The sequence below is a fragment of the Rossellomorea sp. GAMAL-10_SWC genome, from assembly GCF_049568075.1.
Lineage (GTDB): Bacteria > Bacillota > Bacilli > Bacillales > Bacillaceae_G > Gottfriedia.
Genome location: NZ_CP144911.1, coordinates 4,707,337 through 4,722,237, shown reverse-complemented (window position 1 = coordinate 4,722,237; position 14,901 = coordinate 4,707,337). Strand labels below are relative to the sequence as shown.

The 14,901-nt window shown below is 33.7% G+C and carries 14 protein-coding genes and 2 other annotated features; of the genes, 5 read left to right on the top strand and 9 right to left on the bottom strand.

All coding sequences use genetic code 11. From position 1 onward, the window contains the following. Position 1: 1 nt before the first annotated feature. The 6 genes from trpB to trpE are packed head-to-tail and all read right to left on the bottom strand — an operon-like array spanning position 2 to position 5,558. On the bottom strand, positions 2–1,201 hold the full coding sequence (gene trpB / locus V5E38_RS22775; RefSeq protein ID WP_499211546.1) for a tryptophan synthase subunit beta: 1,200 nt from the start codon (positions 1,199–1,201) through the stop codon (positions 2–4). Further along, on the bottom strand, positions 1,202–1,807 hold the full coding sequence (locus tag V5E38_RS22770; RefSeq protein ID WP_499211545.1) for a phosphoribosylanthranilate isomerase: 606 nt from the start codon (positions 1,805–1,807) through the stop codon (positions 1,202–1,204). It abuts the gene before it with no gap. Next, the gene (trpC, locus tag V5E38_RS22765) at positions 1,804–2,592 is read right to left on the bottom strand and encodes an indole-3-glycerol phosphate synthase TrpC (protein WP_499211544.1); all 789 of its coding nucleotides are present in this window, start codon (positions 2,590–2,592) and stop codon (positions 1,804–1,806) included. The genes V5E38_RS22770 and trpC overlap by 4 nt, the downstream gene beginning before the upstream one ends. Next, the gene (gene trpD, locus V5E38_RS22760) at positions 2,593–3,621 is read right to left on the bottom strand and encodes an anthranilate phosphoribosyltransferase (protein WP_499211543.1); all 1,029 of its coding nucleotides are present in this window, start codon (positions 3,619–3,621) and stop codon (positions 2,593–2,595) included. It abuts the gene before it with no gap. Beyond that, a complete protein-coding gene (locus V5E38_RS22755) occupies positions 3,593–4,204 on the bottom strand; it encodes an anthranilate synthase component II (RefSeq protein ID WP_499211542.1) in 612 nt (203 codons plus the stop codon). The genes trpD and V5E38_RS22755 overlap by 29 nt, the downstream gene beginning before the upstream one ends. Beyond that, positions 4,188–5,558, bottom strand: a complete 1,371-nt coding sequence (gene trpE / locus V5E38_RS22750) for an anthranilate synthase component I (RefSeq protein WP_499213628.1) — start codon at positions 5,556–5,558, stop codon at positions 4,188–4,190. Before trpE ends, V5E38_RS22755 begins: the two co-directional genes overlap by 17 nt. A 112-nt stretch (positions 5,559–5,670) precedes the next feature. Further along, positions 5,671–5,934 (bottom strand) — a binding site (T-box leader). 43 nt (positions 5,935–5,977) lie between these two features. Beyond that, positions 5,978–6,228 (bottom strand) — a binding site (T-box leader). Between the two features lie 236 nt (positions 6,229–6,464). On the opposite strand from trpE, the gene V5E38_RS22745 reads away from it, so the two are divergent. From V5E38_RS22745 to V5E38_RS22730, 4 genes are all read left to right on the top strand, one after another. Beyond that, positions 6,465–7,952: a spore germination protein gene (locus V5E38_RS22745; RefSeq protein ID WP_499211541.1), complete on the top strand. Its 1,488-nt coding sequence runs from the start codon at positions 6,465–6,467 to the stop codon at positions 7,950–7,952. After that, positions 7,949–9,040, top strand: a complete 1,092-nt coding sequence (locus tag V5E38_RS22740) for a GerAB/ArcD/ProY family transporter (protein ID WP_499211540.1) — start codon at positions 7,949–7,951, stop codon at positions 9,038–9,040. Before V5E38_RS22745 ends, V5E38_RS22740 begins: the two co-directional genes overlap by 4 nt. A gap of 11 nt (positions 9,041–9,051) precedes the next feature. After that, entirely contained in the window at positions 9,052–10,137 is a 1,086-nt protein-coding gene (locus tag V5E38_RS22735; protein WP_499211539.1) for a Ger(x)C family spore germination protein, read from the top strand. 80 nt (positions 10,138–10,217) lie between these two features. Continuing rightward, complete coding sequence (locus V5E38_RS22730; RefSeq protein WP_499211538.1) at positions 10,218–10,838, top strand: DUF47 domain-containing protein; 621 nt, start codon at positions 10,218–10,220, stop codon at positions 10,836–10,838. Between the two features lie 149 nt (positions 10,839–10,987). Here the strand turns inward: V5E38_RS22730 and V5E38_RS22725 are convergent, their stop codons facing one another. The 3 genes from V5E38_RS22725 to V5E38_RS22715 all read right to left on the bottom strand — a co-directional run bounded on the left by V5E38_RS22725 (position 10,988) and on the right by V5E38_RS22715 (position 13,218). After that, complete coding sequence (locus V5E38_RS22725; RefSeq protein ID WP_499211537.1) at positions 10,988–11,872, bottom strand: LysR family transcriptional regulator; 885 nt, start codon at positions 11,870–11,872, stop codon at positions 10,988–10,990. Between the two features lie 272 nt (positions 11,873–12,144). Further along, entirely contained in the window at positions 12,145–12,342 is a 198-nt protein-coding gene (locus tag V5E38_RS22720) for a hypothetical protein (protein ID WP_499211536.1), read from the bottom strand. 162 nt (positions 12,343–12,504) lie between these two features. Beyond that, the gene (locus V5E38_RS22715) at positions 12,505–13,218 is read right to left on the bottom strand and encodes an MBL fold metallo-hydrolase (RefSeq protein WP_499211535.1); all 714 of its coding nucleotides are present in this window, start codon (positions 13,216–13,218) and stop codon (positions 12,505–12,507) included. Positions 13,219–13,502: 284 nt separating this feature from the next. On the opposite strand from V5E38_RS22715, the gene V5E38_RS22710 reads away from it, so the two are divergent. Beyond that, positions 13,503–14,837 carry an APC family permease gene (locus V5E38_RS22710; protein ID WP_499211534.1) on the top strand — a complete coding sequence of 445 codons (1,335 nt, stop codon included), beginning with the start codon at positions 13,503–13,505 and terminating at the stop codon, positions 14,835–14,837. Positions 14,838–14,901 lie beyond the last annotated feature (64 nt).

Here is a 14,901-nt window from a genome sequence, read left to right as displayed (position 1 = left end):
TTTATTTGCCCTCCTTTAATCGCTCACGAACGGTATGAACATCTTTATCGCCTCTACCAGATAAACAGATGATTAAATTTTCATCCTTCTTCATCGTTGCTGCTAGTTTTATTGCATAGGCAACTGCATGTGCACTTTCTAATGCTGGGATAATTCCTTCTAATCTTGCTAGTAATTGGAATGCTTCAAGTGCTTCTTCATCTGTGATTGATTCATATTTTACTCGCTCAATATCCTTCAAATAGCAATGCTCAGGACCTACCCCTGGGTAATCTAGCCCCGCAGAAATTGAATGAGCTTCTTGTATTTGACCATCTTCATCTTGAAGTAAATACATAAATGCACCGTGTAATACGCCTGGCACGCCTTTTGTTAAAGATGCTGCTTGCTTATCTGTATTGATTCCATGCCCAGCCGCTTCTACTCCAAATAACTTTACACTTTCATCCGTAATAAACGGATGGAACATACCAATTGCATTACTTCCTCCGCCAATACATGCTACTACTGCATCAGGAAGTTTACCTTCCTTCGTTAAAAATTGTTGTCTTGTTTCTTTTCCAATTACACTTTGGAAATCTCTTACCATCATAGGAAAAGGATGTGGCCCCATTACTGATCCTAATAAATAATGAGTGTCATCTACATTTGCAACCCAGTAACGAAGGGCTTCATTTACTGCATCCTTTAATGTCGCACTTCCTGATTCAACACTAATCACTTTTGCGCCTAGTAATTCCATTCGGAAAACATTCAGTTCTTGTCTTCGAACATCCTCAGCACCCATGAAAATAACACATTCTAAATTTAATAGAGCGCAAACTGTTGCAGTTGCTACACCATGTTGTCCTGCTCCTGTTTCGGCAACGATTTTTCGTTTACCCATTCGAATCGCAAGTAATGCCTGACCTATCGCGTTGTTAATTTTGTGAGCACCAGTATGATTTAAATCCTCACGTTTTAAATAAATATTAGCTCCGTTAGCATGCTTAGTTAAATTTTCTGCAAAATATAGAGGTGTTTGGCGACCTACATAATCCTTTAACAAACTTTCAATTTCCTCATTAAATGCCGGATCATCTTTAATAGTTAAATAAGCTTCTTCTAATTCAGTTATAGCTTGAACAAGCGTTTCAGGTATATATTTCCCTCCATACATACCGAAATGACCTTTTACATCTGGAAGTGTGTACGTAGACATTTAAATTCCTCCTAATTTAACTTTTTTTATAAAACTTTTTATTTTTTCTTCATCTTTTTTCCCGTTCGTTTCGACTCCACTACTTACATCGACCATTATTGGTTTTACGACGCTACTTGCTGGTATTACATTCTCAATCGTCAAACCACCAGCTAAAATCAAATTATCTATTTTCTTTGATTTAACAAGATCCCAGTTAAATGTTGTTCCATTTCCGCCACGATATTTTCCACTCGGGCTATCTACTAAAATATAATCACAATCATATTCTGCGATTTTTTCAACGTCCTTTTCCGACTCAACTCGTAATGCTTTGATTACTGGAAAGGATAATGAACGACAAAATTCTGGCGTTTCATCTCCATGTAGCTGAAGATGCGTTAAACCAACTTTCTCGTAAATGGATTCCAATGTCTCCTTTGTTTCATTTACAAAAACGCCAATCTTCAACACCGAATCTGGCAGTGATTCGATGATCTTTTTTGCTTCAGAAATTTCAATTCGACGTTTACTTTCTGCAAATACAAATCCAATGGCATCAGCTCCAGCATTTATTGCACATTTAGCTGTTTTTAAATCGGTAATCCCACAAATTTTCACTTTCACTGCTTAGCCTCCTTTAAAATAGGAACCATCAGCTCGCTCATGTTTGATGATAATTCATTACTCCTCATCAATGCCTCTCCGACTAAAATTCCATTTGCCCCAACATCTCTTACACGTTTTGCATCATACTGATTGAAAATTCCACTTTCACTAATAATGAACCCTCCATCTGCTTGAATCAGTGGTGCTAGTCTTTCAGTTACACCTAGATCCACTTCAAATGTTTTTAGGTTTCGGTTATTAATGCCGTATAGATCAGGCCTAATTTTTAGTGCTTTTTCTAAATCTTCCTCATCATGTACTTCCATCAACACTTCAAGATTTTGCTGCTTAGCATATTGATATAAATTAGTTAGTTCTGTAAAAGGTAATGCAGCAGCAATTAGCAAAATAATGTTTGCTCCATGCTCTTTGGCGATATCTATTTGAACTGGATCGATAATAAAATCCTTACATAATATCGGAATATTAACGGAATCACGCACAATTTTCAGATCTTTAAAGGAACCTTTAAAGAAAGTTGTATCAGTTAAAACAGAGATTGCAGCCGCTCCATTTTCTTCATATTTCTTTGCTTGTTCGGCGGGATTAAGATTTGTATTAATATCACCTTTTGATGGTGATGCTCGTTTAAACTCCGCAATGATCGATAATTGGTCTGCAGCTTTTAACTTTTCGATTAATGATAAATTCTTTGTTTCACTCGTTAATTTTCGACTAATCGCTCTTAAGCTTTTAATTTCGATTTGTTTTTGAGAAATGATTCGATCTAAAATGGTTTCCATTTAAATAACCTCTCTTTTTAGTTTGCTAGTTTTTTCGACTAGTTTTTGTAATTTCTCATAAGCTGCTCCAGAATCGATGCTCTCCTCAGCCTTCCTAATACCATCCGTAATTTGATTGACAATCCCTGAAGTATAAATTGCTAAACCAGCATTTAATAAAACCGTATCTCTAAAAGCTCCTTTTTCTCCTTTTAATACTCGAAGAAGAATATCTGCATTTCTCTTTGAATCTCCACCTTTGATTTCTGTATTTGGGTAAGAAGTTAATCCAACTTCCTCCGGATGAAGTGTCATCTTTTTCAGCTCATTATTTTCTAGTAGGACGATATGATTTTCACCAGCTAATGATGCTTCATCTAAATGCCCTGCACCGTTTAATACAATCGCTCGTTTACGTCCTAATTTATTTAGAACTTCTGCAAAAACTTCTAAATAATCTCTTCTGTAAATTCCTAATAGTTGGGTCTCTAATTCAACTGGATTTGTTAAAGGTCCAATTAAATTAAAAATGGTCGGAATTTGTAGCTCACGTCTAACCTTCATAACTTTTTTCAATCTTGGATGAACATATGGAGCAAATAAAAATGTAATGCCTATTTCATCTAAAAGCTCTTCGGAAGCTTGTGTTGGAATTGATAGCTCCACACCTAATTGTTCTAATACATCTGCGCTACCTGTTTTGCTAGACATACTACGATTTCCATGTTTTGCAATTGGAATTCCACTTCCCGCAATAACAAAAGCTGATGTTGTACTCACATTAAAGCTCGATGAATTATCTCCACCAGTCCCACAATTATCAATGACATTATGAAACTTCCTAGTAAATCCTACAGTATGGTTTCGAATCGCGTTTACTAGTCCTGCTATTTCATTTACTGTTTCACCTTTTGTTTTTAAAGCAACTAGAAATGCTGCGATTTCACTATCTGATATTTGATCATCCTGTAAAATCCTACCGACAGCTACTTGCATCTCTTCTACTGTAAACGACTCTCGATTAGCTAAGCGTTGAAGGTACTCTTTCATCTTTTAATTCCTCCTTTATTTCATTTAAAAAGTTTAATAAAAGTTGTTTTCCGTATTCTGTTCCAATAGATTCCGGATGAAATTGCATACCGTAGATTGGATATTTTCGGTGTTTAATGGCCATGATTTCTTGATCGTCCATAGCGAATGCTAAAGTTTCAAATAATGGCGGTATCGTTTCCTTTTCAATTACGAGTGAATGGTATCGCATAACTTCTAGCGGCTGGGACATGTAGGCAAATAAATTACTGCCATCATGCCTAATTTTCGATGTTTTTCCATGTTTGATTTGTCTAGCTTTAATAATTTTTGCGCCGAATGCATAACCGATTGCTTGGTGCCCTAAGCAAATGCCTAGTATTGGGACAGTCTTATGAAGAGTTTGAATGAGTTCATTCGTTTCCTGTTTCTCTTCGGGTTTACCTGGTCCCGGAGAAAGAATAATTGCTTCTGGATTCATTTCTTTTATTTCATCTATTGAAATTTTGTCATATCTAGCGATTTTCATTTCTTCGCCAAGTTCTCCCAAAAATTGATAAAGATTGTAAGTAAAAGAATCATAGTGATCAATTATTAGAATCATGATTTTCCTCCAAAAAAGCTTTTAGTTTATTAATGGTTTCTTCATATTCGTGTTCAGGTTTGCTGTCATAAACAATACCTGCTCCTGCTTGAATATAGGCCATTTGATTTTTTAAAATCATCGTTCGAATAGCTAATGCAAAATCAAGGTTTCCATTAACTGATACATAACCGACTGCACCGGAATATACCCCTCGCTTTGAACTCTCTAATTCATTAATGATTTCCATTGCTCTAATCTTAGGTGCACCAGATACGGTTCCAGCTGGTAAGCAAGCAATAAGTGCATCAAGTGAAGTATTTGGTTTTTTTAATTGCCCACTAACTTCGGAAACGATATGCATTACATATTTGTATCTTTCAACGGTCATATATTTTTCTAATTTGATTGTTCCAAACTCGCAAACTTTGCCTAGATCATTTCTTCCTAAATCAACAAGCATTTTATGTTCGGCAAGTTCCTTTTCATCCTGTAATAAATCTCTTTCGATCATTAAGTCTTGTTCATCCGTTTTCCCTCTTCGCTTCGTACCGGCAATTGGATTCGTAATGACCTGATTATCTTTAACTTTTATTAAACTTTCAGGGGAAGTACCAGCAACAACGCTATCACCAAAATCGATATAATACATATAGGGTGACGGATTTTGGATTCGTAATTTTCGATAGTAATCAAATGGATTCCCTTCAAATTTAGCTCCCATTCGATGTGATAGAACGACTTGAAAAATATCTCCTTTTTGAATAAATGACTTTGCCTTTTCTACTTTGGACATATAGTCAGCTTTACTAACTTCAGACTCGAAAGTAGAAAATACAACAGGTTTTACTTCCTCCTCTTGATTTGAATTAGATAGAATTACTTGCTTATACTTCTGAATTTCGCTCTTCAAATCTTCTAATGTTGTTTCATCGGAAAGCTTTGTTCCAACCAAATGAATTTTCTGTTCCAAATGATCAAATACAATAATGACCTCAAAAAACATTAAATGAAGATCTGGCATTCCGATAACATCTTCTAGCTCATCACCGATCTCTTCAAACTGGCGAATCATATCATATCCTACATACCCAATTCCCCCACCAATGAAAGGGATATCCAATACCTCTAAATAATCCTGCTTTGGTATTAACTCTTTCATTTTTAAAAGAGGATTTCCAACAAACTCTTCTTTTTTGCCATTTTTATAGATGATTTGACCACTTTGATGTGTCCCAATCAATTCAAAAGCAGGTTTTGAACCAACAAATGAATAACGGCCAGAATCTTTATGCTTAAATGAACTTTCAAATAAAAACTTTTTGCTAGCGTTCAATTTCTTAAATAATGAAATCGGTGTAAACAAATCCCCCATTATCGTTTCAATGACTATTTCTGCTTTGTTTTGTACTGACAATTTGTTCGACCTCCAAAAATTTAATGATGAATATAAAAAAAAGTCCCCTATACGCACAAAGATTGTGCATATAGAGGACGATTAGTTGCTACCGCGGTACCACCTCAGATTGGATCAGATTGATCTGAATCCCACTTTTCGGATACGGGAATAAGTTACTAAAATAATTCCGATACCCTATCCTTTTAACGGTGGAAATCCGTGCATCCCTACTTTACTGTTCAAGATGCCTCTCGTAAGCCCATTCGATAAAGGTTCCTGTATTAGACTCCCACCATTGTCTAACTCTCTGTGACATTCACCAATATTTACTCTTCTTACTCAGCGATTTATTAATATTTAATTTTAAAGAAATACAAAAAGGGCCCCCCGTCTTAAAAAAGGACGAGAGACCCGTGGTGCCACCTTCATTAGCTGATTAACAGCTCGCTTTGTCGGTATCCAATCAACTTTCTAATGAATACCCGTCTTTTGTAACGAGAAGACTACTCGCCAAAGCCTACTACTTATTTAAGGTTCGGTTTGAATGCTCGGAAGTCCATTCGCGATTACTTTCACACTGATTCTCACCAACCATCAGCTCTCTTTAGTTTCCGTAATCGTTACTACTCTTCGTCAACGCAAAGTAATTATGGATGTTTATTTAAATTAATTGTCCTTATATTATTATGCAAAAAATAAAAAGTCAACAAGTTTATTTCTACAAAATTCGATTTTTCTATTTTTTAGAAAACTAATATTATACGTTTTTGTTAATCTAAAAAACGGAATCGGAATGATTTTTCATTTGAGTATTCATTGCATACACAACCTAATTTTGGAAAGAATATACCCAATTAGACCTTCCATCAAAGAGGTATCAATATGAGAACCAATACAACAACAATTACATCAAATAAAGAAGAAATTTTATCCAATAATCTTAAAAATAATATTGAAATGATTCAAGATTATTTAAGTCATACAGAAGATTTGGTTGTTAAGATTATTCATAAAAATACTCAGATTTTTGCCGTTTTATTTATTGAATCGATGATAAAAATTGAGGCACTTCAATCATTTATTATTGAACCTATTTTAAGAGAAACGAAGGATGAAACAGGCAATATCGTCAAATCATATGAGATTAAAAACTCAACAAATATCGCAGAATTAGGAAATAGTTTATTAGACGGATATTGTCTAATTTTAGAAGAAAATTGTTCAAATGGAATTTTAGCAGCAGCTTCAGATGATAAGGAACGTGCAATTTCTGAACCTGCAAATGAACAAAATATTAACGGTGCACATGATGGTTTTGTAGAAAGTATAAATACAAATATACAATTACTAAGAAAAAGAATCCGTACACCTGAGTTAAAGGTTAAGTATTTTACGATTGGTAGGATTACAAATACTAAGGTTGCAATGGTTTATATCGATTCAATTGTAAATCGAAAACTTGTCGAGGTCATAGAAGAAAGAATTTCAGGTCTTGAATTAGACAGTCTTCGTTCAACAGGACAATTAGAAGAATTGATTGAGGATAGTACGTTTTCACCATTTCCACAAGTAGTAAATACAGAAAGACCAGACCGAGCTGCATCTTATCTTTTAGACGGAAAAATAAATTTACTTGTAGATGGGAATCCAACTGTATCAATTGTACCAATAACCTTTTTTGCTTTTTATCAAGCTCCTGATGACTATAATCATAGATGGTTGATTGGTTCATTTTTTCGAATTATTAGGGTATTTAGCTTTATTGTCGCAATTAGCTTACCTGCCATATACATTGCAATCGTATCATTCCACTCTGAAGTACTACCAATAGGTCTTCTTTATTCAATTAGAGTTTCTTTAGAGTTTGTACCATTTCTCCCTCTCGTCGAAGCTTTTGCAATGCAAATCATATTAGAGCTACTAAAGGAAGCCGCTATTAGACTACCATCTCCTATCGCTCAAACAATTGGTATAGTTGGGGGGCTAGTGATTGGTACAGCAGTAGTTGAAGCACATTTAGTATCAAACACGATGATCGTCGTAATTGGTTTTACAGCAATTGCTTCGTTTGTAGCACCTGTTAGTGAAATGGGTACTAGTATGAGATTATTGGGCTTTCCGACAATGATCATGGCTTCGGTACTAGGTTTCTTTGGGATCACACTAACTTTAATGTTAATTTTTATGCATATGTGTAAATTAAAATCATTTGGCATGCCGTACTTTTCTCCGATGGCACCTTTTCGAAAGGAAGATATAAAAGATACTTTCTTTAGACTCCCTTCATGGAAACAAAATACAAGACCAACTGATGCACGTCCTGAAAAGATTGTGCAGCAAAGAATATCTAGGGTGTGGAAGAAAAAATGATAACGAATAGTAATTCGATTTCTAAATTACAGCTCTACTTTTTTATTATCCAGAGTCAAATCGGTATTGGGTTACTCTCTTTACCAAATGCGGTTCAAAGTACGGCCAAAGGTGATGGGTGGATTTCTACCCTAATTGCAGGAGTAGTAGTACAAATTACATTATTCATTTACTGGCTTTTACTAAAAAGATATCCAAATACTACTTATACTGATATTACAAAAAAAATTTTAGGTAAATATGTTGGAAAGTTCTTTAACTTATTTATATATACCTATTTTATTATGATTGGAAGTCTGGCTTGTGCTCTTTTTATCAGGACCATAACTCTGTGGTTATTACCGTTAACTCCAGTATGGGTACTATCATTAATTATTATTTTATCAAGTATTTATTTAACAATTAGTGACTTAAGAATTATTTCAAGATTTTTTGTTTTAGCATCGGTTTTAATCATCCTTCTATTTTTACTATCGTTCTTCACATTTTATTTACCAAAAGATTTTCACTATATTCTACCAATCGGGCAATCAGGAGTAAAAAATATATTTTTAGGAAGTCATAAATCATTACTCTCGATATTAGGATTTGAAAGTTTTTTACTAATTTTTCCTTTCGTACTTGATACTGAAAAAGGAATTTTAAAAACTGTGAGTCTTGCCAATTTCTCCGTGACATTGTTCTATACATATTTTACCTTTATTTGCCTAATAAGCTTTAGTCCAACACAACTTCTGCAAATTAGAGAGCCTGTTTTATATTTATTTAAAGCCCTTTCGTTTGAAATGATCGACCGCTTAGATTTGATCTTTTTATCGGTCTGGATTGTACCAATGACAACCTCGGTAATCCTTTACTTATTTTTATCAGCTAAAAGTATCAGTAATGAAAAAACATTTAAAAAAAATGTATGTATTAGTGGAATCTTAATTTTTTTCATAACAATCATACCATTTGATGAGGATCAATTAGCTATCTTTGATAAGTATGTAACTTATTTAAGTTATGTGGTTGTATTTGGACTTCCCTTCCTTCTGTTTTGTCTATCCTTCATCATTTCAAAAACTGAAAGGAGTGAACAATTATAAGAAAATCATTTTTGATAACCTTATGTTTGTTTACCTTTTTTTTAGCAAGCTGTTGGGACCAAAATTTATTAGTAAATAAAAAAATGGTCAATGGCATTAGCTTCGATTTAGGTCAAGACGATAATGTATTAGCAACAATTAGAGCATTAAATATTGAAAATAAAGGTGGAGGACAGTTTGAAGTTAAGGACGAACTTGTTAAAGTAAAGCGACCTAGTGTATCCGGAATGGAAATTGACATTAATAATAAACTACCTGGCCTTATTGATGTAAGTAAATCGCATATTATCTTAATTGGGAGAGATCTTGCTCGAAAAGGAATTTACCCTTTTTTAGAACTTTTTTATCGCCCGAGACAGGCCTATATTTCTACTAGAATTGTAATAGCAGAAGATAAGGCTTCAGACATTATTTCCCTCAACCCTGGAACTAGCCCTATTGCATTTGTCATATTAAAAGGTTTAGAGGCTGCTGAGGAAACAACAAAGATTCCGAAAGAAACTGCTTTTACAACATGGTCACAAATTACAGATACAGGTCGAGATATCATTTTACCTTTTGTTTCCAAAGACGAAAATGATAGAATTACAATCGGTGGAGTAGACCTATTTAATGGGGATAAGTTTTCAGGAATTAGCTTACCTAATGAAAAAGGAAGTCTATTATTGTTACTAATGGATCGATTAAAGAAATATGCTGAAATGGCTGTACAGTTAGGAGACCATCGTTCGATTTCATTTAGAGTAAAAACAATGAAAAGAGATTTAGATTTAAAAGTAGATAAAAAAACTAAAAAAATAACTTGTAGACTTAATTTAACTCTTGATTTAACAATTACTAGTTACACAGGTAAGGTAGGAGAAAAGCTAAACAAAGACAAATTAAATAATGATGTTTCAAAAATTCTTACTAAACAGTCTGATGAAATCACTAAATCACTATTGGAAGCTAATTGTGACGCATTAGGTATTGGAGGAATTTTATCTAGCTCTTATCCAGATTTATGGAAAAAAATAAATTGGGACAAAGAATATAAGAATGTTAAGTTCAAAACTTCTGTAAAAGCAAAAATCGATCGAACTGGGCCTGTTTTTTAAGAATCATATTTATAATATTTCATACTCTTGAGCAACATAATGTAAGGATTTGAATCAATCTGTTTTTAGGAGGAGCCAAATTGAAACTGGGTAAAAAAAATGATACATTCTTTGAAATGCTCTTAAATATTGCGAATAATGTAAATGAATGTTCGATTTATTTTGATGACTTTAAAATAAAAAATGCTACTGATTTGAAAGCATTCTCTGCAGAAATGAAGGCTTATGAAACAAAAGGTGATACATATATTCATCAAATTATCGTTGAATTAAATAAAACATTTATTACACCAATTGAACGTGAAGACATTCTAGAACTTGCTAATAAAATGGACGATGTACTAGACGGAATGGAGCAATGTTCAGCAACATTCGAAATGTACTCCATTGTTCAAATAGATGAATTCATGGTGAAATTTGTTAAAAATATTCGCAGTGCTGCCAATGAAATCTTAAAAGCAATTCAGTTACTTTCACGGAAGAAATTATTAGAAATGCGCGTACATGCGATCCAAGTAAAAGATTATGAGTCACAGTGTGATGCGTTATTACGCACTTCCATTAAGGAACTATTTAAAAATGAAAAAGACCCAATCAAAATAATTCAGTTCAAAGAGATTTATGAAATGTTAGAAGCAGTTTCTGATAGTGCACAAGATGTAGCAAATACACTTGAACAGATTATTATGGGCAATGCGTAAGTGAATAGTTACTATAAAATACAGCCTAATTAGACTGTATTTTTTTATTTGTTTTTTTGAAATTATTACAATTATCCTTTATCTTCTTATCGTTTGAACAATTTTTTCGTTTTCCTATCTGGTCAACTAAATAAAAAAGGATTCCTACTTTATTTCTCGTAGTATTTCTTAACTAACTCAATAAATATTTCCATCGATTTCGTTTGAAGTTCGATTTTATCTGTGATAATTGAAAAATTCCGTTGAATAGGTGTCCCCTCTACTTTTAGATAATCGATGGTATTTAACTGCTTTTCTTTTTTTATTGCTAGCTCAGATAGATAGGTAATTCCCATGCCAGCTTCTACAGCTTCTTTAATTAATTGTGTACTACCAAATTCAATTATATTTTTAGGACGTATCTTTAATACTTCAAATAATCGTTCAGTCGCTTCCCTTGTTCCAGATCCTTCTTCCCTAACAATCCAAGTTTCATTTTCAATTTGATTCAATGTCACAGCATCAATAGCGAATATTTCGCTCTTAGTTCCAGCTATAATATACATTTCATCATTCGCAAAAGGCTGTATATTTAAATTTGTATTAGTCGCTTCGCCTTCAACTATACCAATATCAATTTGAAAGCTTAGTGCAGCCTGAACGATTTCTCGCGTATTCCCTATTTGTACCGATGGAATGACATTCGGGAATTGTCTCTTCATTTCCGCTAAAATTTGCGGTAATACATATTCACCAAATGTATAACTTGCACCTATTTTAAGATGACCACTAGCCTCATTCATCAGATCATTCACAAGTGTCGACATCCGCTTGTATAAACTAGTTATTTCCTTAGCATGCAAATAAACAATTTCTCCAGCCTTCGTTAACTGAACATATTTATTCGTTCTAATTAAAAGCTTTGCACCGATATGCTTTTCAAGTAATTGAATTTGCTGACTAACGGATGGTTGAGTCATATGTAACTCCTCAGCCGCTCTTGAAAAGTTTCTTTTTTCAGCGACCGCCATAAAAACTAAAAGAATTTGATCCATACTCTATCTCCCAGTATCAGATTTACTTATTATCAATATTATCATCATTTATTTTCCTTATAATAGGAAATATGATAAAACAGGTAAAAAAGAAAAGACTGATTCTTGGTGAATCAATCTCTGAGCGTATACATATTTCAGACTGATTGAAAACGCTTGTCTTTCGAGGCGCGAAGTCTGGTGAGGAGCGGAGTTACCCTAGACGGTAATGAGCACCGCAGACAGGCGAAGCAACGAAGAAAGCGAGCGTTTGTCAATAGTCTGAGACTGATTCAAAATGAATCAGTCTTCTTTGATGACTTAACTTTTCGAATTAAGTTAATTGCAAAGTATGCTAAAACCATAAAGATAAGATAGATTGTTGCATAAAACCAGTACTCTTTATTGGTAAGTTTATTACTTAGGAGACTTAAAATGAAGAATGTTGCCAATGAACCTAATAATAGCCCTATTAATGATTTTAACCTCATTACGATGCACTCCCATTAAAGTAAATTTAAGTATTTGAAAGAAATCCTTTTACAGTCTATATAGTTCATTATTGGTAAGAATATTCCAATCTAACCTTTCTAAAGTGCAAAATTAAGCTCTTTCTAAACACTGCTTCCCATAAAAAAGACTGATTAAATCGGTCAACAGTCTGATACTCTTTTACGATATTGGACTCCGACATCAATTAGTTCACTTATAAACTCTTTAATATTTCCTACTAGGACACCGCCATGTCCAGTACACATTACACTACTATCAAACTGATTTATTTTTTTTAGTCCACCTAGAAAATGATCTAATTGTTCTGTTGAGACTCCGCCATCTCTCAAATATTTTACCCACTCATTTCTAAGGTCAACTCCTTTAGAGACCAGTCCATCCTTTGATAAAGGATCACCGAAGAAACATAAGAAATCACCTGTAAAAACTACTTTTGATGGGCGATGGTAAAATACGACCGAACCTGGAGTATGGTATCCAACTAAATCATATTCAAACTCCTTTATTACTTCAAAATCTTCCAGGTCATTACTAAATTGACTTAATTCATGTGAATCAATCAAATTATTATCATTTGAATGGATAAATTTCTTAGTGTTTTTAAAAATACTAGAACCTTCAATATGATCTTCATGTCCATGTGTAGCTAAAAAGAGATGGACGTCTTCTGGTGTTTTACCTAATTCAACCAGAGCTTTCCTAATATATTTAGAGTGGATCCCCTTTCCTGAATCAATGAGAGTAACTCCATTATCTTGAATTATAAAGTAGCAATTATTATATGACTTCCATTCGGTATCCCATATCGCTAAAACGTATATGTTATCTACCACACGTTCGAAAGAAACTTCCACGTCTTCACCTCCAGAATAGATAGCATTCCATAATTAACTAAAAATCGGTCTGAAATACCTACAATATAGTGTTCTATATTTACGACTAATAACCTTTTATCAATAAGTTATCTAGTCAAAATGAATAAATATTATGAAAGATTTATCAAAATTAATGGGTCTTATCCACTACATCACGAATACATAAGACATAAATTTAACTATTCAGAAAAAAATAGATTACAAAATTAATATGCTATAATCTTTCTAATTTTATAAATATAGTCCTGGAAGGAGCGTATAACGTGGAAAAAGAACTAAATTTAAAGAAAAATATTGGCTTTTTCGTATCAACGTCCTTAGTAATCGGAACAGTAATCGGTTCTGGTATCTTTATGAAACCTGGGATCGTACTGTCTTCAACTGCTAACTCCACTATGGCTCTTTTAGCGTGGATTATCGGTGGCGTTATTACACTAGCAAGTGGATTAACGATTGCTGAAGTAAGTGTAAAAATCCCGAGAACTGGTGGATTATATGCTTACATAGAAGAGGTTTATGGGGAGAAGTGGGGATTTTTATGCGGTTGGGTACAAACCCTTGTCTATGGACCAGCTGTTATGGGTGCTCTTAGTCTTTATTTTGGCTCTTTATTAGCAGATTTTTTCGGTTTTCATGGAAGTAGCAAAGTTATTGGTATTATCACGATTATATTACTTGGTGGTCTAAACATACTAGGCACTCAACTTGGTGGATTTATTCAAACAATCTCTACTGCAGGTAAACTAGTTCCTATTATTTTAATTGCTGTTTTTGGTATTCTTCAAGGGGACGTATCAGTTTTTAATGCAGAGAGTGGTAGTTCAACTCAAGCACTTAATATGGGCGCAGCAGTATTAGCGACTTTATGGGCATATGACGGTTGGATGAATGTAGGTTTTATGGCAGGAGAAATGAAGAATCCTTCAAAGACTCTTCCTAGAGCAATTATTTCTGGTATTGTTATTGTTATTTTAGCTTATCTTTCTGTTAATATCGCGATGCTACATGTTTTATCTGCTAGTAAAATTGTTGAATTAGGTCCTAATGCAGCTACTGCGGCAGCTTCTTCACTATTTGGTAGTATTGGTGGAAAAATTCTTGCCATCGGAATTTTAATTTCTATTTTTGGCTGTTTAAATGGCAAAATTCTTACATTCCCAAGGGTTACATTCGCGATGGCAGAACGAAACTTCCTACCTGGTTCAAAAGTATTATCTAGTATTCATCCTAAATTTAATACGCCAGTAGGTTCAACAGTTTTTCAAATTGTTTTAGCATTAGTAATGATGATATTCTGGAACCCAGATCGACTTTCTGATATGGCTATATTTGCAGTTTTCTTATTTTATGGACTAGCATTTAATGCAATCTTCATATTACGTAAAAAAGATAAAGGTGGAAATAAATTGTATAAAGTACCTTTATACCCTATCACTCCGATTGTGGCAATATTAGGTACACTTTACATCATCGGTAGTACGATTATAAATGCCCCAATAGATGCACTTGTATCAATTGGTATTGCAATTGTTGGTTTACCTGTTTATTGGAGACTAAAATCGACTATTAGAAGCGAAGAAAAATATAAAGCAAGTTAATATATAGATTAATAAAAAACAGGTAAAAGACTTCAATATCTTTTACCTGCTTTTTTATGTCTCT

Coding starts and splice junctions, on each gene's coding strand:
- V5E38_RS22725 (WP_499211537.1), bottom strand. CDS start 11,872: ATGGATCAAATTCTTTTAGTTTTTATGGCGGTCGCTGAAAAAAGAAAC.
- V5E38_RS22745 (WP_499211541.1), top strand. CDS start 6,465: ATGAGAACCAATACAACAACAATTACATCAAATAAAGAAGAAATTTTA.
- trpE (WP_499213628.1), bottom strand. CDS start 5,558: ATGGGGGATTTGTTTACACCGATTTCATTATTTAAGAAATTGAACGCT.
- V5E38_RS22720 (WP_499211536.1), bottom strand. CDS start 12,342: ATGAGGTTAAAATCATTAATAGGGCTATTATTAGGTTCATTGGCAACA.
- V5E38_RS22740 (WP_499211540.1), top strand. CDS start 7,949: ATGATAACGAATAGTAATTCGATTTCTAAATTACAGCTCTACTTTTTT.
- V5E38_RS22755 (WP_499211542.1), bottom strand. CDS start 4,204: ATGATTCTAATAATTGATCACTATGATTCTTTTACTTACAATCTTTAT.
- trpC (WP_499211544.1), bottom strand. CDS start 2,592: ATGGAAACCATTTTAGATCGAATCATTTCTCAAAAACAAATCGAAATT.
- trpB (WP_499211546.1), bottom strand. CDS start 1,201: ATGTCTACGTACACACTTCCAGATGTAAAAGGTCATTTCGGTATGTAT.
- trpD (WP_499211543.1), bottom strand. CDS start 3,621: ATGAAAGAGTACCTTCAACGCTTAGCTAATCGAGAGTCGTTTACAGTA.